Source organism: Gemmatimonadota bacterium (genome assembly GCA_030747075.1).
GTDB lineage: Bacteria > ARS69 > ARS69 > ARS69 > ARS69 > ARS69.
In genome coordinates, this window is the sequence record JASLLL010000010.1 from 29,372 (window position 1) to 46,298 (window position 16,927).

Below are 16,927 nucleotides of genomic sequence, written 5' to 3' on the forward strand. Positions count from 1 at the left end.
AACGCCGCCCGAGGGCGGAGGAGCAGAATAGACAATGCTGGAGATCCGCGATCTGCACGCGTCCGTGGAGGGCACGAAGATCCTGAAGGGAGTGGACCTGACCGTGAAGGCCGGGGAGGTTCACTCCATCATGGGGCCGAACGGTTCCGGGAAGAGCACGCTGGCACAGGTGCTTGCCGGGCGGGAGACCTACGAAGTCACCGGCGGGCAGGTTCGTCTGGGCGGAGAGGACATTCTGGAGATGGAGCCGGATGTCCGTGCGCGTGAAGGCCTCTTCATGGCGTTCCAGTATCCGGTCGAGATCCCCGGCGTCAGCAACATGGAGTTTCTGAAGACTGCGTACAACTCCATCCGGAAGCATCGCGGGGAGAGCGAACTCGACGCCATGGACTTCCTCACGCGGGTGCGTGAAAAACTGGCCACCGTGGAAATGGACGAGGAGTTTCTTCGTCGCTCGGTCAATGCCGGGTTCTCAGGCGGCGAGAAGAAGCGCCACGAGATTTTCCAGATGGCACTCTTGGAGCCTCGGCTTGCGGTTCTGGACGAGACGGACTCCGGGCTGGACATTGATGCGCTTCGTGTCGTGGCAGGCGGTGTGAACTCGCTTCGTTCCGGGGACAACGCGATCGTGCTGATCACTCACTACCAGCGACTCCTCGATTACATCGAGCCGGATTTCGTTCATGTTCTCATGGACGGGAGGATCGTGCGTTCCGGGGGGAAGGAACTGGCGTTGAAACTGGAAGAGCACGGCTATGCCTGGGTGGCGGAAGAGGTGGCCGCCGGGAAGGGAGCAGCCGGATGACCGTGGCGGAACGATGCCCGAAGAGCTGGCTCTCGGCGATCGGCGCGCAGGCCGAAGAGAGCGCGGCTCCGGAGTGGCTTCGTGAATTGCGCAGGCGCGGCGCGGAGTCCTTCGCGGCCGGCGGGTTCCCGTCGGCCTCGGAGGAGGACTGGCGATTCACCGACATCTCGACGCTCGTGGCCACGCCCTTCCGTCTTGCGGAGACTCCCGCAAGAATCGCCGATCCTGCCGCGCTCGGCGTTCCCGGGCTTTCCGGGGCGCGCTTCGTGTTCGTGGACGGCATCCTTGCGCAAGGGGCGTCGCGCATGGGTGGACTGCCCGCGGGTTTCTCCGCGCGGCCTTTCGCGGAGGCGGCTGCCGATCCCGAAAGTGGACTTGCGCAGCATCTCGGCGCCTCGCTGGACGCGCGTTGCGACGGCTTCGTCGCGCTGAATACCGGACTCATGAACGACGGCCTCCATCTCCGCGTGGACCAGGGCGTGCGCGTGGCGGACCCCGTACACATCCTTCATGTGTCCACGGGCAAGGGCGCGCCGACAATGTCCCACCCGCGCCACCTGATCGTCGCGGGTGCGGGCGCCTCGCTGACCGTCGTGGAGGAGTTCGTGTCGGAAGGCGGGGAGAAGGCGTTTACCAACGCGGCTACGGAAATCGTGGCCGAAGCCGGGAGCGCGGTCCGGCACTACCGCCTGGTTCGCGAGAACCCGCAGAGCTTTCATCTGGCCACGCTTGCCGCGCGTCAGTTTGAGGATAGTCTCGTGGAGGCCCATGTCGCACTACTCGGGGGTGCGCTGGCACGCTGCGACATTCGGCCCATGCTTCTCGGCGAACGGTGCCGGACGCTGGTGAACGGTGTCGGTTTCGGTTCGGGGAACCAACGGCATGATCTGAGAGTCCGCGTCGGGCATTCCCGCCCCCACGGAGAGAGCCGACAGTACTACCGGAGCGTTCTGGCCGACCGCGCCCGCAGCGTGTTCACCGGGCGGATTGTGGTCGATGAAGGGGCGCAGAAGACGGATGCCGTACAGACGAATCGCAATCTCCTGCTTTCGGAAGACGCGGTCGCCCGGGCGCATCCGCAGCTTGAGATCTTCGCCGATGATGTCAAGTGCACGCACGGCGCGACCATCGGAGAACTGGACGCCGAAGCGATCTTCTACCTGCGATCGCGAGGGATCCCGGAAGCACAGGCCCGCCGACTCCTTGTGTACTCCTTCGCGGGGGAGATTCTGGACCGGATGGAGGTGGATCCCGTGAGAGAAACCCTGCGCGCGCTTCTGGAGAGCCGCGTATCAGAGGCCCTCGATCCGGGAGGTGACCAGTGAGCACGATCCAGCGGTCCTGTTTCGGCCCGGGGGGGGAACCCGTACCGCGGTGCGATCCCGAGCGGATCCGGCAGGACTTCCCACTGCTTGCGAACCCGCCGGACGGTCGGCCCCTGGTCTATCTGGACTCGGCAGCGACCACACAAAAGCCGCAGGCGGTGATCGATGCCGTGAATCGGTTCTACACGACCAGCAATTCCAATGTTCATCGGGGTGTGCATCGCCTGAGTCAGAAGGCCACGGAAGCGTACGAGTCTGCACGAAGCGCGGTGGGCCGCCTCATCGGTTCGCCGTCACAGGAGGGGCTTGTGTTCGTCCGGGGCGCGACGGAAGGCATCAATCTTGTTGCGCAGTCCTGGGGCCGGCCGAATCTCAACTCCGGCGACGAGATTCTCGTCACGGAGATGGAGCATCACTCCAACATCGTGCCGTGGCAGATCCTGTGCGAGCAGACGGGGGCGATCCTGAAGGTCGCGCCCATCGACGATCGTGGAGACATCCTCCGGGAGGAGTTCACCGGCCTTCTCAGCGACCGGACGCGCATCGTTTCCATCGCCCATGTCTCCAACGCGCTCGGGACGGTGAATCCCGTCCGGGAACTGGTGGCCCTGGCCCATGACGCCGGTGCGGTCGTTATGATCGACGGGGCCCAGGCTGCCGGGCACATGCCGGTTTCGATCGGGGATCTGGATTGCGATTTCTATGTGCTCTCCGGACACAAGATGATGGGGCCGACCGGAATCGGTGTGCTCTACGGGCGCCCGGAACTGCTGGAAGCCATGCCGCCGTATCAGGGCGGGGGGGACATGATTCGATCCGTCACCTTCGAAAAGACGATCTACAACGACATCCCGTACCGCTTCGAGGCCGGGACTCCGAACATCGCCGGTGCGGTGGGGCTGGGAGCGGCCGTCGGTTATCTGGAGGAGATCGGCTGGGAGTGCGTGGAGTCTCGCGAGCGGGATCTTGTGGAGTATGCCACGCACCGAATGGCGGAGGTGGAAGGGTTGCGCATCATCGGAACCGCGCGGGTGAAGTCGAGCGTGGTCTCGTTCATCTTGGAAGATGTTCACCCGCACGACATCGGCACCATCCTCGATCATGACGGCATTGCCATCCGCACCGGCCACCACTGCGCGCAGCCCGTCATGGAACGGTTTGGGGTGCCCGCTACCGCGCGCGCGTCGTTTTCGGTCTACAATACGCGGGCGGATGTGGACGCTCTCCTGGGAGGGCTCGAACGGGTGATCGAGATGTACCGGCGGGGGGGATGACCGATGGAGTCGGATCTTCGGGATCTCTATCAGGAGATGATCATGGATCATGGAAGAAGCCCCAGGAACGTCGGGGATCTTCCGGAAGCGGATGGCACCGCGGAGGGGTACAACCCGCTGTGCGGCGACCGCATCCGTGTGCAGGTGAAGCTGGATCCGGAGGGCGGCGTGGAGGACATCCGCTTCTCGGGTTCCGCCTGCACCATCTGCACGGCCTCGGCATCCATGATGACCGACTGCGTGAAGGGGAAGTCGTCGGAAGAGGCGCGTCGCCTGTTTGAGGAGTTTCGGGGTCTCGTGGCTCCGGAAGAAGTTGCGGCATCCGAAGGGGCACTCCCCGCGAAGCTCTCCGTGTTTGCGGGCGTACGGGAGTTCCCGATCCGCATCAAGTGCGCGGTGCTTCCATGGCACACGATGAAGGCCGCGATGGAAGAAGAGTCGGGAGAAGTCACCACGGAATGAGCACGGGCATCGCATTGCCCGGCGGGAGAAGAAGCATGACGGAAAGCGGAAACCGGCCATCTCCACAGGAGATGCGGGAGAAGATCGTGGCCGCCCTCAAGACGGTCTTCGATCCGGAGATTCCCGTGGACATCTGGGAGATGGGACTCGTGTACCGGCTGGATGTGACGGAAGACGGGGTGGTGTCCATGGAGATGACGCTGACTTCACCGATGTGCCCGGTGGCGGAATCGCTGCCGGAGGAAGCGCGCCAGAAAGCCGCGCAGGTTGAAGGCGTGGAGCGCGTCAGCATGGAACTGGTCTGGGAGCCACCGTGGGGACCGGATCGAATGTCGGAATCGGCGAAGCTGGCCCTGGGGATGTTCTGAGGCCGGGAGGAAGAATGGGCGCGAACCCTCCGATCTACCTGGACGGGCACTCCACCACTCGCGTCGATCCGCGTGTCCTGGAAGCGATGATCCCCTTCATGGAGCGCGCCTACGGGAACGCGTCCAGTCGTACGCACGCCCTCGGCCGCGAGGCCATGGAGGCGGTGGATCGTGCCCGGGAGCAGGCGGCGGGGCTCATCGGCGCTTCCCCGCGGGAGATCCTCTGGACGAGCGGCGCCACCGAGAGCGACAACCTTGCGGTCCTGGGTGCGGTCCGCGCTCTTCGTTCGCGCGGAGACGGGGTCGTGACTTGTGTCACCGAACACAAGGCTGTTCTCGATGCCTGCGCGGTTCTGGAGCGGGAGGGCTGTCGGGTGACGCGTCTGCCCGTGGACTCCTGCGGCGTGCTGGATCTGGATCGCCTTGCAGATGCTCTCGACGGGCGGACCGTGCTCGTCTCGATCATGGCCGCGAACAACGAGACGGGCGTGCTGCACCCGGTGGGGGAGATCGCGAGCATTGTCCATGAGCGCTCTCCTGCGCTCTTCCACACGGATGCGGCGCAGGCGGCGGGACGCGTCGCGCTCGATGTCGAAGCGGCCCGGATTGATCTCCTGTCGCTCTCCGCGCACAAGATCCACGGGCCGAAGGGAACGGGGGCGCTCTTCGTGCGCCGTCGTCGGCCGACCGTTCGTCTGGAACCGCTGACGCACGGCGGAGGACAGGAACGCGGGATGCGCTCCGGGACGCTGAATGTCCCGGGGATCATCGGCATGGGAGAGGCGCTGGCGATGGCGGCGGAATGCGGGGAGGCCGAGTCGGTGCGAATCCGGGAACTGCGCGACCAACTGCACGAGCGGCTCCTCGCGGATCTCGACGGCGTCCACCTCAATGGGCATACGGAGCGGCGCCTGCCGGGCAGCCTGAATGTCTCGTTTGACGGGGTGGATGCGGAAGAACTGCTCGTCGGTCTTCCGGAAGTGGCCGTTTCCACGGGGGCGGCCTGCGCGTCGGCCAGCATCGAGGCGAGCCATGTCCTTCGCTCGATGGATCTGCCCGAGGGACGAGCGCGCTCCTCGGTTCGGTTCGGCGTGGGGCGGTTCAACACGCGGGAGGAAATCGATCGCGTGGCGGAGAGGGTCGTGGACCGCGTGCGGCGGCTTCGCAGCGGTCGCGGTCAGGTTGTGGGCGGTGAATCCGGAGGGATGATGTGAGCGGAGCAGAGGTGATGACCATTACCGCGATGGCAGCCCGGATCATTCAGGAGAAGGCGGACCGATACGGAACACCGGGAAGTCCCCTTCGGGTGAAGGTGGTCGACGGGGGGTGCTCCGGAATGAGTTACCACATGGAGTTCGATCCGCACGCGCCCCGGGACGGGGATGCGGTCGTGGAGCGCGACGGGGCCACCGTTGTCGTGGACGAGCATTCCGCCGAATACCTGCGTGGCTCCGAACTGGACTTTCAGCGGACGCTGATGGAGCAGCGGTTTGTCTGGACCAACCCGAACGCTACGGGAACCTGCGGATGCGGCGAGTCCTTCTCCGTGCTGGTCAGTCCACCGGACCCAGCGGATCCAGCGTCACGGAACGATAGATGTCGGTCGCGGCGGCCTTGAGCACCGTTCCGTGACCCTCGACGACGCCGACGCCCGTCCCCTGCGCGAGTTCACGAGCGCGGTTTGCGATGACCGCGTTGGGCGGGCACGCGATGAGGCGTCGCAGGTTCTTCTTGCCCGGAATGCCGCGCGCGCGTGCGAGAAGCTCCGGCGTTAGTTCTTCTTCCGTTCCGGCAATGACGATGGCCCACCCGTTCCCGGCAAGATCCGCCCCGGCCGGTCCCCCCGGCGAGACTCCCAGTTCACGGGCCAGACTCTCGGCGATCTTTTCATGCGTCCACTCGGTCATGGCACCCTCCTCGGCGACTCCTGCACGGTATCCCTGCGACCGCGGCGCGTCCACCCGCAGAACGAACGGACCGCGCAGGATTTGCTGGAGACCCAGACAGATGTCTGGTAGTCTGCCCATATGAGCACTCGCCGACCTCTCCGTTGCGTCGCCCATGTGGATGTAGACGCCTTCTTCGCATCGGTGGAGCAGCTGCGCAATCCCAGGCTGCGCGGCAAGCCGGTGGCGGTGGGGTCGGGGGTGATTGCGAGTTGCTCGTACGAGGCGCGGGCGTTCGGGTGCCACGCGGGCCAGCCGTTGTCTTCGGCGCGGCGCGCGTGCCCGGGGCTGGTCGTGCTGGACGGAAGCGCCGCCGTGTATGCGGCGTTTGGGGATCGCGTGTTTGCCGTGTGCCGTCGCTTTTCACCGCAACTGGAGACGCATCTCGACGAGGCCGTTCTGGAGCTGACGGGCACCGAGCGTCTGTGGGGTGACGCCCGGGCCGTGGCGGAACGCATTCGCCGGGAAGTGCGCCGGGAGACGGGGCTTGCGGTCACGGTCGGTCTGGGACGCAATCGCCTGGTCGCGCGGGTGGCCACTCGTCTTGCGAAGCCGGACGGCGTGGGCCTGATGGAGCCGGGGACGGAGGCCGCACGGATCGGTGCGCTGGCCGTGGCGGAACTGCCGGGTGTGGGACCGAATACCAGCGCTGTTCTTGCGGAGTTGGGCATACGGAGCGTCAGGGACTTGCGTCGTCTCAGCCGGGAGGAACTGGCGACGCTTTTCGGCACGCGCGGCGGGGCGCTCTACGAGCGGTGCCGCGGGCGTGACTCGCGTGCGGTAACCCCGCGCGAGGTGCCGCGGAGCATCTCGCGGGAGACGAGCTTCCATTCGCCGGTGACCGACGCCGCAAAGATCCGCGCCATGCTGCACTACCTCGTGGAGCGTGCGGGGCGAACCACGCGGGACCTGGGCCTTCGCGCGCGCACCGTGGCGGTTCATGTGCGTGCATCCGGCGGGCGACGCGTGAGTGCCTCCCATTCGCTGGCGCAACCCGAAGCGACCGATCGTGCCTTCTTCGCCGCAGCCGACCGGCTCTTCGCGCGTACCCGTCCGCATCGAGTGGCGCTGCGGGCAGTGGGCGTGTCGCTGTCGCGGCTTGTTCCGGAGGGGCCGACGCAGCTGGACCTGCTGGACCATGGAGCCGTCGAGATCGCGGAGGATCTGGCTTGCGGCGTCGATGCAGTGCGCCGCCGGTTCGGGCAGGGAGCCCTCGTTGTGGGCCCGTCGGTGTCACTTCTGTCGGCTTTCCCCTGCGACGCAGACGGCTTCGTCCTGCGAACGCCCAGCCTCACGCAGTGAGGGTGCCATGACCTTCGCTCCGCTGCGGGTTCACAGCCACCACTCGCTCTTGTGGGGCACCGCGTCGCCGCGGCGGCTCGTCGAAGCGGCAGCGGATCTGGGGTGCAAGACGCTTGCGCTGACGGATCGGGACAGCGTCGCGGGGCTGGTGGAGTTTCTGGACGCCGCGGAGGAACACGGCGTGCGCGCGCTCGTGGGGGCGGAGATTACCGGAGAGCATCCCATGCTTCTTCTGGCGCGGGACTCCTCGGGGTACGAGTCCATGTGCCGTGTCGTCACGGACCGGAAGACTGCCGCCGTATTCGACCCGGCGTCGTCGCTGGCCGAAGCCCCCGGTGGAGTGCATGTCGTGTGCGGGCGGCCGGACACGGCGCGTGCACTGGCGGATGTGGTGGAGCGGGGTTCGCTCTGGGTGGATCTCCCCGCGCGGGGAAGGCGGGGCATCGCGCCGGTCGCTCTGCGGCGCGCGGCCGTGCAGCTCGGAGTCGGGCTTGTCGCGACCGGTCGTGTGTCACTGGGCAGTTGCGCGGATGCGGGGGCGCATGCGGTTCTCCGCGCGTCGGCGGAGGGGCGTCTCGTGGGAGACAGCCCCCTTGCCGGGTATGCGCAAGGGGCGGATGTCCTCGGGCGGCCGGAGAGCATGGGTCGGGGCTGGGAAGACGCTCCGGACGCGCTTCTTGCGAACCGGCGCGTGGCCGATTCGTGTTCGGTGGAGCTTCGACGCGGCACGCCGGTCTTTCCGCGCGCTCCCATGCCTCGGGGAATCACTGCGGGAGAGCATCTCCGAAGCCGGTGTCTCGAAGGACTGCGCTCGCGCGGCGCGGCTCCGAACGGAGAGGTGCTGCGCCGTCTGAATCACGAACTGGATGTCATCGGGCGCCTGGGCTTTGCAGACTACTTTGTGATCGTGGGGGACATTGTGCGGGCGGCCCGCGCATCGGGCATCCCCACGGTCGGGCGTGGCTCCGGGGCCGGCTCGCTCGTGTCGTGGGCGCTGGGCATCACGAATGTGAACCCGCTGCGCTACGGCCTGATGTTCGAGCGGTTTCTGCACGAGGGGCGGGCCGACTGCCCGGATCTGGACATCGACCTGTGCTGGAAGGGTCGGGATCGCGTCATTGATCATGTGTACAGAACCTACGGGCGGGACCGGGTCGCCATGATCTCGACGCATGTGCTGTTCCACCCGCGTTCCGCCTTCCGCGAGGCGGCTCGTGCGCACGGGGTTCCCGTGGCGCGGGTGAACCGGCTTTCACGACTTCTGCCGTCCGCATGGGAAGATGGCGGGGTCGCGCGCGCCGTCCGTGCCGATCCCGCGCTGGCCCGCGCGTTCGGCGCGGAAGATCCGCAGATGGCGAAGGTGCTGGAGGTCGCGGACGCGCTGGAAGGGCTTCCGCGACACCTGGGGATTCACAGTGGCGGAATCGTGATCGGGGACCGGCCGCTCGTCGCGTATACGGGAATGGAGCGTGCGTCGAAGGGGATCATCGTCACGCAATATGAGATGCGCTCGATTGAGCGCGTCGGCCTGGTGAAGATCGACCTTCTCGGGAACCGCGCTCTCTCCACATTGCGTGAGACCGCCGCGTTTGTGGAGCGCTCACGGGGAGTGCGCGTGGATCTCGATCGCGTTCCGGACGGGCACGCGGGAGCGGCCCGCCTGCTTGGGGCGGGGGAGACACTGGGCGCGTTTCAGATCGAGTCCCCCGGAGTCCGGAACCTGCTTCGCCAGCTTCAGCCGGTGGACCTCGACGGGGTGATTGCGGCGCTGTCGCTCATTCGACCCGGCCCCGCCGGATCCGGCATGAAGGACCTCTACATTGCGCGGGCGCATGGAGAGACGCCCGTGACCTGGCACGACGGCCGCCTTCGCGCCGTCCTGGCCGAGAGCCACGGCATCCTCCTCTACGAAGAAGATGTGATTCGTGTCGCGTCCGTGATCGCGGGGATCAGCCCCGGAGACGCCGACGGGCTTCGCCGGGCCATCGCCCGGGCGGAGTCGGACCCGGAGCGGGACTCGCTGGGTCGCTGGTTTGTGGAGCGCGCCGTGCGAAACGGAACGGACCTCGCTGCCGCGCGCGCGGTGTGGAAGGAACTGGCACGGTTTGGCGCCTACGCCTTCTGCAAGGCGCACGCTGCCGGGTATGGTGTGCTGGCGTACCTGTCCGTCGTCATGAAGGCGGACTACCCGGTGGAGTTCACGGCCGCGCTTCTCAATCATCATCAGGGAATGTACCCGCTGCGCGTTCATGTGGAAGAGGCACGCCGACGCGGTGTGCGCATTCTGGGTCCCTGCGTGCAGCACTCTCAGGCGGGGGCTACCGTGGAAGACGGCAGCGTCCGCCTGGGGATCAGCGGGGTCGCGGGCGTGTCGGACCGAACCGTGCACGCGGTGGTCTCCATCGGTGAGCGTTCGGCGGAGCGCCGATACACGGGCATGGCGGACCTGCTCCGCCGCGCGCGTCCGTCTTTCCCGGAAGCGTCGGCCCTCGTGCGGTGCGGGGCGTGCGACGCATTCGGCGAGAATCGATCCGTACTGGCATGGCGACTTCGGGCGTCATCCGGACGACGAACGAAGCGGCCGTCTCCGACCGCGCCCGGCCTGTTCGACGCGGCGTGCCCGGTACTCCCGGATCGCGCACCAGATCTCCCGGCGCCCGATGTCCGGGAGCGGGCGGCCGCAGAAACCGAACTCCTGGGATTCCCGCTGGAAGCGCACGCGCTGGCCGCGTGCGCGCGCGAGCTTCGTCAAGAGGGGGTCACTGCCGCGGCGCGTCTTGCCGGGCGAGCCGGGCGGCGCGCACGAGTCGCGGGGATTCCGGCCACACGGCGAACGGTGGCGGCGCGCGGCGGACGCCGGATGCTCTTCCTCACGCTGGAGGACGACACCGGTCTGGTGGAGTGCACGCTCTTTCCGGATGTGTATCGCCGCCACCGGGAACTGGCGCGTTCCGGGCGAGCGGTGGTGGCATCGGGTCGCGTGGAGGACCGGCGGGGAGCCCTCACGCTGGTCGTGGACGGGCTCCGGGCGCTGGAACAGGCGGACAGGCCACAGGTTACGGAAGAAAGCTCACAAAACGCGCGAAGTTCGGAACGCTCGTATCCCGGATGACTTCGCGGGATGTCGCGTCGAAGATCGTCACGCTTCCGGGGTTCTTCTGCCCACCGGGTGTCGGGTGGTGCCCGGCCGAGTCGTCGTCGTTGGCGTTGGACACATAGACGCGGCTCCCGTCGGGCGTGAAGGAGATCCCGATCGGCCGCCGGAGGATGTTCATGGGCATCCCGTTGCTCATGTCCATGGTGGGCTGAAGAGTGGCGAGGACCGAGGGCGCATCCGCGGATGTCACATCCACCACGGAGACGGATCCCTCGACCCAGTTGGCCACCCACAGTTCCGTCCCGCCCGGGGCCAGCGTCAGGTGCCAGGGTGTGTCGCCGACATCCACCGACGCGGTCCATGCATAGGAGGCGGTATCCATCACGAAGACCTTGTCCGTGCCGAGCGTCGAGACAAAGAGGCGGGAATCATCGGCCGAGAGCACGCACTGCTGCGGCTGGTGTGCTTCCGTGCCTGCCGGAATCGCGATGCCCTGCTTGACAACGGCAGGTGCGGGCGTGGTCCGGTAGATCGTCACATTGTCGGTCAGGATGTTGGTGACATAGACGAGGCTTCCATCGGCAGTCATGTCGAGTCCGTGCGGAACCTCCGCATTCGGGATCGTGAACGAGTGCGTCTGCGTCAGTGTGGAGGGATCGAATACGCGAACCGCGTTGTCGCCGCTGACCTGATCGAAGTTCGTGACCCACAGCTGCGACCGATCCGGCGTCAGCATCATGAGCGCGGGGAAGGTCCCTGCTTCTCCCGTGCGGAGCAGTTCGTAAGTGTCCGCGTCATACACGCGCAGGTTGTCCGTGGCGGTTTCGAAACGCGAGACATAGACCTCGCGCGCGGCCTCATCCACGAAGACGGAATGCGGGGCCACCACTTCGATCAGTCGGATGAGTTGATTCGACTCCATGTCCAGAACCGCGACGGCGTCTTCACCCTGACAGGCGACGAAGGCCTTCCTGGTGGACGCGGAGTACATCGCCGTTCCGTCATCGGTGGAGGCGCCCTGCTCGATCCAGCAGCGGAGGAGTTTCATGTCCTCCTCGGAGAGGGGATCCCCACCCAGGGGCATCCGGGGTTCGATCCGTCCCTGGATGCGCTGGAGGAGCGGGCTTTGCTCCGCCGCGTAGGGGATCGTGACAGAGCCTGTCGTGCTGCCGTCCGCCAGCTTCCCGTACGAAGTGAGCTGCAGTCCGGCGGCGTTCCCGGTTTCGTCATGGCAGCCGACGATGGAGCAGTTCTCCTGGAGGACCGGAAGGACGCTCCCGGAGAATGCGAGGTCTCCGGGGGGGTCACAGGCGTCGTCGCCCGGGCCGGAGCCGCTGTCACCACAGCCGGCGAAGAGGACGAACGCGGCGAAGAGGGCGGCGGGATGGATCTTGCGGAGAGCGGGCGGCTGGTTCATTCGGGAGATCCTCGAAGCTTGGTAGGTAAAGTCGATACCGGCAGACTGCCGCGAACTATGGCCAGCGGGCATTGCGTTGTCAACGAACCACGCACTCGATGGCGTGCGCGGGTTTTCTCTGGCGAAGTCGCCCCCGCCGGGCCAGACTCGGCCGAATCGACGCGGGAGGGATGAGTGTGAAGCGAAAGGTTCACTCCGGGAGGATTCTCGACTTCTTCGAGGAGGAAGTCCAGCTCCCCAACGGCGCGGTCGCCACGCTGGAGTTCGCGCACCATCCGGGAGCGGCCGCGGCCGTGCCGCTTCACGAAGACATGTCCGTCACCATGCTGCGGCAGTACCGCCATGCGGTGGGCGGATGGATTTGGGAGATCCCCGCAGGCAAACTGGACTTTCCGGATGAAGAACCGCTGGATTGCGCCCGGAGAGAACTGGCGGAAGAGGCCGGGCTGGCCGCCTCGGAGTGGAAGAAGCTCGGGTCGATTCTCACGACCCCCGGCTTCTGCGACGAGGTCATCCACCTCTATCTGGCGCGCGGGTTGTCGGATGTGCCGGTGGCCCACGAGCGCGATGAAGTGATCGAAGTCCACCGCATGGCGCTGGCGGAAGCCGTCGCTTTGATCCCGACGGAGGAGATCCGCGACACCAAGACGGTTGCGGCTCTTCAGGCGACGGTGCTTCTTCTTGCAAAGGGGAGTCCCGGAGGCTGACCCGCGCAGGAGATTCCTCTCGACCGGATGTCTCCATCCGTCGAAAACTCTGGAGAAGCGGCCCTGCCGGGTCGCGGGAAGGGAGGTCCACATGGCGGGAGCCATTCCGAAGCGGAGCGTGTTGGTTCGCATTCGCATGGCTGACGGGGAAACGCGCGAGGGGATGCTCTACCTCGACTACATCGACGCGATCCATCGAGGAGAGCAGACGCTGCTCGACAAGCTGAACGATGATTACCCGTGGTTTCCTCTCGGCGATGCCACGGACGGAACGACCGGAATCGTGAATCGAAGCCAGGTCGTGCTGGTGGAACCGGGGAAGGGCACTCCCGCGGAGGCTCTGCGCACTCCGGCCACGGGGACCTTCCGCGAAGAGTCCGTGACGGTCGAACTCTCCGGCGGCGAGAAGATCCACGGGCGCGTCGCCATGGATCTGCCGGAGGAGTTTTCCCGCGTGTCCGACTTTCTCAACTTCCCGGAGTGCTTCTTCGCGCTGGAGACTTCCGACGGACCGGTGCTGATTGCGAAGGATCACCTGTTCCTTCTCACGCCGCATGAGGACCCGCCGCCCATGCCGGAGACTCTCGACACGGAGACGGGCAGGAACGCGTGAAGGGGGCCTTTCCGGAACCCGTGACGCCGGAGAGTGCCCCCCGGGGGCGCCGGTCGGTGGTTCGACCCAGTGTCCCGGGACCGGTCGTTCTGCGGCCGGCGAAGATGACGCGCTTCCTCCTGGTTGCCATTTCCGGATGGTATGCCGTCATGGTCCTTGCCACGCTCGCGACCCGCAGTGAGGGTGGACTCGGCGTTCTCCTGAAGGTGGACCGGGCGGTCCTTCTGCACTTCGGCGCGAATCACGGCGCTCTGGTTCGCGCGGGAGAAGTGTGGCGGCTGGCCACTTCCTGCCTCCTGCATGCCAATGCCGTCCATCTCGTCGCGAACGGATTCGCGCTCTTCGTACTTGGGCGGAATCTGGAGGCCTTCTATGGAGCGTGGTCGCTCTTGTTTCTCTTCCTGATCTCCGGGATTGCCGGGTCTGCTGCCAGCGCCTTTCTTTCAGAGACCACCTCCGTTGGAGCCTCCGGGGGGATTTTCGGACTGCTGGGCGCGTCGCTGGTCTTCTCCTACCTCCACCGCGACCTTCTTCCGAAGCGTGTGATCCGGATCATGGGGACGGCGCTCGTGCCGTGGGTGGTCTTCAATGTCGTCGTGGGGATGTTCTTCCCGGTCATCGACGCCAACGCGCACATCGGCGGTCTTCTGGCGGGTGCGGCGGTGGCATTCTACCTCCCGGTTCCGGCGGTGGAGGAGGCGCTCGGCAGAAGGCGGGACGGTCCGGGAAGAGCGCTGGGCGTGTGCGCGCTCGGGCTGATGCTGGTTTCGCTCATGGCGGGTCGCCCGACTCTCTCCCGAATGGTCGGAAGCGATCGCGCGCGGTGGGATTCGCGAGTGATGGCCATCATTGCGGTGGGCGAGAGGGCGCAGGATATGCGGGTCGTGAACGAGCGCCTTCGGCGGGAACCGGATGTGCCGTCGCTCTGGCGGGAGCGCGCTCGCCTTCACGCGAGGTCCGCGCTCTGGGTGGCGGCGCTGGAGGACTACCGGCGAGCGGTTCGCCTCGCGGGGGAGGCCGTGGATCCGCTGGAGGCCGTGGATCGCTATCTGCGTGCCGCGGCACTGGCCGCGACCGGGGAGACCGAGGCCGCGGAAGCAGCGTTCGAGCTGGCACTGCGAGCCGACCCCACGGACCCCGGACGGGAATCTGCGGAGCGGGTGTTGCGCAAGGCCGGGATTCCGATCCCGTTGCTCCGTTAGCCGAATGGGCTTCCTCCCGCGCATCTATCTCGCCTCGCTTCTGGCTGATTTCGCACTCTATCTGGCCTATGCCGCGGTTCCGTTCCTGGCCATCGGACTGGGGGCCGGGCCGCTGGTTCTGGGGCTGCTCCCTGCGGTGTCGGCCCTCTTCTACATGGGTTCCGCAGCCGTCTCCGGTCGGCTTTCGGACCGCGTCTCTCGGATCGTGCTGGCCCGGTCGGGCTGCGTCGCTTTCGCGCTGGCCTGTGTCGCAATCTCGACCGCGCCCACCGTTCCGCTTCTCATTGCGGCGGTCCCGCTGGGAGGGCTGGCCATGGGAATGTTCTGGTCGCCGCTTCAGGCAGCGCTATCGGACGCGGCGGGCCGAGACCGTCTCACGGGGTCGGTGGCCATCTTCAACATTGCGTGGAGCCTCGGGAAAGGGCTCGGGTTTCTGGTCGCCGGGTACGCGATGATCATGGGCGGACCCTCCAGGGTGATTCTATGGGCGCTCGTCCCGGTGCTCGCGACCGCCGCGCTTCTTCCCGGGCGATGCGTGCGCGATGCCGCGCCGGGCGCTCCAGGGCCTCACCCCGAAGAGACAGAGGCCCCGCACACGGACTCGCCGCTCCTGCGCATGGCGTGGATGACCAACGCGCTGGCGTTCGGGATCGGGAACGCCCTCAACGCGCACGCTCCCCGGTTCCTTCTTGAGCAAGGCGCGGATGAACGGGACTTCGGGCTCTTTCTCGGCGCAGTGTTCGGGATTCAGACGATTGCCGTGGCGGCCTTCTTTCGATTGCGCCCCGGGCGGTCCTCGCTACTGGCGTCGCATCTGCTGTCGGCGGCAGCCCTCGTGCTCTTCGTCGTGGCGACCTCGACCTTTGGGCGCATTCTGGCCGCAATCCCGCTCGGGGTGGGACTCGGGCTGGCCTATCACTCTTCGATCCACGCCAGCCTCGACCGGCCGACAGGTCGGGGAGCCGCCGCGGGAATGCACGAGACTCTCCTGGGTGCCGGGAACTCCGCCGTCCCCCTCATCGGAGGAGCGGCGGCCGCATTGTCCGGTTCGCTGGCTGCTCCGTTCGTCATGTGTCTGGTGCTTCTGGCGGTCTCGGTCGTCTGGATCGGGGCATGGCGCCCCTCCCGGCCTCGTGAAGGAGTGTAGGCGACTCCGCCATCACACCGGGATCAGAGCGACTCATCCGCGGTCCACACGCAGCCCTGTCTCTGGTAGGATGGCACCCCACGCTCTCCGGGAGACGCCGTGACTGCCTCGCTTCGAACAGCACGCTTCGCCGTCCTCGACTTTGAGACTACCGGGCTCTCTCCGAGGCAGGGTGCGGAGATCGTCGAAACGGGGGCGGTGCGGTTCGGAGGGGAAGGTTCAGGCGATACCTTCTCCCGGCTTTCGCGCCCACGGAATCCCATTCCCCCCATGGCCACACGCATCCACAACATCACGGATGACATGGTGGCGGGAGAGCCTCCCTTCGCGGAGATTCTCCCGGAACTACTGAGCTTTCTGGGCGATCGGATTGTCGTGGCGCACAACGCACCGTTCGACCTGGGGTTTCTCCGCGCCGCCATGGCGAGTGCCGGGCTGCCTCCTCTTTCGAATCTTGTGCTGGACACGGTGCAGCTCTCGCGGAGAGTTCACCCCGCGTCTCCGAACCATCGGCTGGACTTCCTCTGCCACCATCACGATATCTTCCGGGAGGCGGGGCATCGAGCGCTCGATGATGCGCTCGCCACGACGGAACTTCTGCGAATCCTGCTGGAGGCGGCTCCGAGTGAAGTGCTCGACGAGTACTCCGAACTCGTCGAGGCGCGCGCGTGACCGCGCTGGCGGATGTGCGTACGGGACTCGGCGAGTGCGATCGCTGTCCCCTTCATGCAACGCGCGGGAGGCTGGTGTTCGGAACGGGAAACCCGGAGGCGGAACTCGTCCTTGTGGGGGAAGCTCCCGGTGCGCGCGAGGATCGGGACGGGCTTCCGTTTGTCGGAGCGGCGGGGAAACTCCTGGACGCGATGCTTTCCCGCATCCGGCTCACTCGCCGGGACATCTACATCGCCAATGTCCTGAAGTGCCGCCCCCCGGACAACCGAAACCCCCGTCCGGAGGAGATTGAGCAGTGCGTTCCTTTCCTGTTTGAGCAACTCGGGGCCATTCACCCTCAGGTTGTGGGAACACTGGGGAACTTCGCCACGCGCACGCTGCTGGAAACGCGCGAGGGGATCACGGCACTGCGTGGCCGGGAGTTCTCGGTGCGAGGGTTCCGAGTGGTGCCCATGTACCATCCGGCGGCCGCTCTCCACAACGGCTCTCTCCGCCCGGAGATCGAAGCGGACTTTCTCCGACTCGGCCGGATTCTGGGGTGCGCTCCGGTCGCCTGACTCAGAGCGGAATCGCACGCTCAGGTTTGGTAT

At 66.5% G+C, this 16,927-nt stretch carries 17 protein-coding genes; 15 read left to right on the forward strand and 2 right to left on the reverse strand.

Annotated elements, in window-relative coordinates; all coding sequences use genetic code 11:
- Positions 1–34 precede the first annotated feature (34 nt).
- From sufC to QF819_05060, 7 genes are read left to right on the forward strand one after another with little or no spacing between them, the layout of a single operon-like run.
- On the forward strand, positions 35–805 hold the full coding sequence (sufC, locus tag QF819_05030; protein MDP6802524.1) for a Fe-S cluster assembly ATPase SufC: 771 nt from the start codon (positions 35–37) through the stop codon (positions 803–805).
- A complete protein-coding gene (gene sufD / locus QF819_05035) occupies positions 802–2,130 on the forward strand; it encodes a Fe-S cluster assembly protein SufD (protein MDP6802525.1) in 1,329 nt (442 codons plus the stop codon). Before sufC ends, sufD begins: the two co-directional genes overlap by 4 nt.
- Before the next feature lie 5 nt (positions 2,131–2,135).
- Complete coding sequence (locus tag QF819_05040; GenBank protein ID MDP6802526.1) at positions 2,136–3,404, forward strand: cysteine desulfurase; 1,269 nt, start codon at positions 2,136–2,138, stop codon at positions 3,402–3,404.
- Positions 3,405–3,407: 3 nt separating this feature from the next.
- Complete coding sequence (locus QF819_05045; GenBank protein MDP6802527.1) at positions 3,408–3,866, forward strand: SUF system NifU family Fe-S cluster assembly protein; 459 nt, start codon at positions 3,408–3,410, stop codon at positions 3,864–3,866.
- A 35-nt stretch (positions 3,867–3,901) separates the two neighbouring features.
- Positions 3,902–4,234: an iron-sulfur cluster assembly protein gene (locus tag QF819_05050; GenBank protein ID MDP6802528.1), complete on the forward strand. Its 333-nt coding sequence runs from the start codon at positions 3,902–3,904 to the stop codon at positions 4,232–4,234.
- A gap of 14 nt (positions 4,235–4,248) precedes the next feature.
- Positions 4,249–5,448, forward strand: a complete 1,200-nt coding sequence (locus QF819_05055; GenBank protein ID MDP6802529.1) for a cysteine desulfurase family protein — start codon at positions 4,249–4,251, stop codon at positions 5,446–5,448.
- Positions 5,445–5,852 (forward strand): iron-sulfur cluster assembly accessory protein, encoded by a 408-nt coding sequence (locus QF819_05060; protein ID MDP6802530.1) that lies wholly within the window; start codon positions 5,445–5,447, stop codon positions 5,850–5,852. The genes QF819_05055 and QF819_05060 overlap by 4 nt, the downstream gene beginning before the upstream one ends.
- On the opposite strand, the gene QF819_05065 is transcribed toward QF819_05060, so the two are convergent.
- Positions 5,788–6,261 (reverse strand): hypothetical protein, encoded by a 474-nt coding sequence (locus tag QF819_05065; GenBank protein MDP6802531.1) that lies wholly within the window; start codon positions 6,259–6,261, stop codon positions 5,788–5,790. The genes QF819_05060 and QF819_05065 overlap by 65 nt on opposite strands.
- Between QF819_05065 and QF819_05070 the strand changes: the two genes are divergently transcribed.
- The gene (locus tag QF819_05070; GenBank protein ID MDP6802532.1) at positions 6,262–7,482 is read left to right on the forward strand and encodes a DNA polymerase IV; all 1,221 of its coding nucleotides are present in this window, start codon (positions 6,262–6,264) and stop codon (positions 7,480–7,482) included.
- Positions 7,483–7,489: 7 nt separating this feature from the next.
- Entirely contained in the window at positions 7,490–10,594 is a 3,105-nt protein-coding gene (locus tag QF819_05075; GenBank protein MDP6802533.1) for a DNA polymerase III subunit alpha, read from the forward strand.
- Here QF819_05075 and QF819_05080 read toward each other — a convergent pair.
- Entirely contained in the window at positions 10,539–11,996 is a 1,458-nt protein-coding gene (locus QF819_05080) for a beta-propeller fold lactonase family protein (GenBank protein ID MDP6802534.1), read from the reverse strand. The two genes, QF819_05075 and QF819_05080, sit on opposite strands and share 56 nt — an antisense overlap.
- A gap of 170 nt (positions 11,997–12,166) precedes the next feature.
- On the opposite strand from QF819_05080, the gene QF819_05085 reads away from it, so the two are divergent.
- The 6 genes from QF819_05085 (at position 12,167) to QF819_05110 (ending at position 16,894) form a co-directional block, all read left to right on the forward strand.
- A complete protein-coding gene (locus QF819_05085) occupies positions 12,167–12,703 on the forward strand; it encodes an NUDIX hydrolase (protein ID MDP6802535.1) in 537 nt (178 codons plus the stop codon).
- A gap of 91 nt (positions 12,704–12,794) precedes the next feature.
- Complete coding sequence (locus QF819_05090) at positions 12,795–13,316, forward strand: hypothetical protein (protein ID MDP6802536.1); 522 nt, start codon at positions 12,795–12,797, stop codon at positions 13,314–13,316.
- Between the two features lie 104 nt (positions 13,317–13,420).
- A complete protein-coding gene (locus QF819_05095) occupies positions 13,421–14,518 on the forward strand; it encodes a rhomboid family intramembrane serine protease (protein MDP6802537.1) in 1,098 nt (365 codons plus the stop codon).
- A 4-nt stretch (positions 14,519–14,522) separates the two neighbouring features.
- On the forward strand, positions 14,523–15,665 hold the full coding sequence (locus QF819_05100) for an MFS transporter (GenBank protein ID MDP6802538.1): 1,143 nt from the start codon (positions 14,523–14,525) through the stop codon (positions 15,663–15,665).
- Positions 15,666–15,764: 99 nt separating this feature from the next.
- Positions 15,765–16,337: a 3'-5' exonuclease gene (locus QF819_05105; protein MDP6802539.1), complete on the forward strand. Its 573-nt coding sequence runs from the start codon at positions 15,765–15,767 to the stop codon at positions 16,335–16,337.
- The gene (locus QF819_05110; protein MDP6802540.1) at positions 16,334–16,894 is read left to right on the forward strand and encodes a uracil-DNA glycosylase; all 561 of its coding nucleotides are present in this window, start codon (positions 16,334–16,336) and stop codon (positions 16,892–16,894) included. Before QF819_05105 ends, QF819_05110 begins: the two co-directional genes overlap by 4 nt.
- Positions 16,895–16,927 lie beyond the last annotated feature (33 nt).

Coding starts and splice junctions, on each gene's coding strand:
- QF819_05080 (MDP6802534.1), bottom strand. CDS start 11,996: ATGAACCAGCCGCCCGCTCTCCGCAAGATCCATCCCGCCGCCCTCTTC.
- QF819_05100 (MDP6802538.1), top strand. CDS start 14,523: ATGGGCTTCCTCCCGCGCATCTATCTCGCCTCGCTTCTGGCTGATTTC.
- sufC (MDP6802524.1), top strand. CDS start 35: ATGCTGGAGATCCGCGATCTGCACGCGTCCGTGGAGGGCACGAAGATC.
- QF819_05050 (MDP6802528.1), top strand. CDS start 3,902: ATGACGGAAAGCGGAAACCGGCCATCTCCACAGGAGATGCGGGAGAAG.
- QF819_05065 (MDP6802531.1), bottom strand. CDS start 6,261: ATGGGCAGACTACCAGACATCTGTCTGGGTCTCCAGCAAATCCTGCGC.
- sufD (MDP6802525.1), top strand. CDS start 802: ATGACCGTGGCGGAACGATGCCCGAAGAGCTGGCTCTCGGCGATCGGC.
- QF819_05070 (MDP6802532.1), top strand. CDS start 6,262: ATGAGCACTCGCCGACCTCTCCGTTGCGTCGCCCATGTGGATGTAGAC.
- QF819_05055 (MDP6802529.1), top strand. CDS start 4,249: ATGGGCGCGAACCCTCCGATCTACCTGGACGGGCACTCCACCACTCGC.
- QF819_05095 (MDP6802537.1), top strand. CDS start 13,421: ATGACGCGCTTCCTCCTGGTTGCCATTTCCGGATGGTATGCCGTCATG.
- QF819_05085 (MDP6802535.1), top strand. CDS start 12,167: ATGAGTGTGAAGCGAAAGGTTCACTCCGGGAGGATTCTCGACTTCTTC.
- QF819_05075 (MDP6802533.1), top strand. CDS start 7,490: ATGACCTTCGCTCCGCTGCGGGTTCACAGCCACCACTCGCTCTTGTGG.
- QF819_05045 (MDP6802527.1), top strand. CDS start 3,408: ATGGAGTCGGATCTTCGGGATCTCTATCAGGAGATGATCATGGATCAT.
- QF819_05090 (MDP6802536.1), top strand. CDS start 12,795: ATGGCGGGAGCCATTCCGAAGCGGAGCGTGTTGGTTCGCATTCGCATG.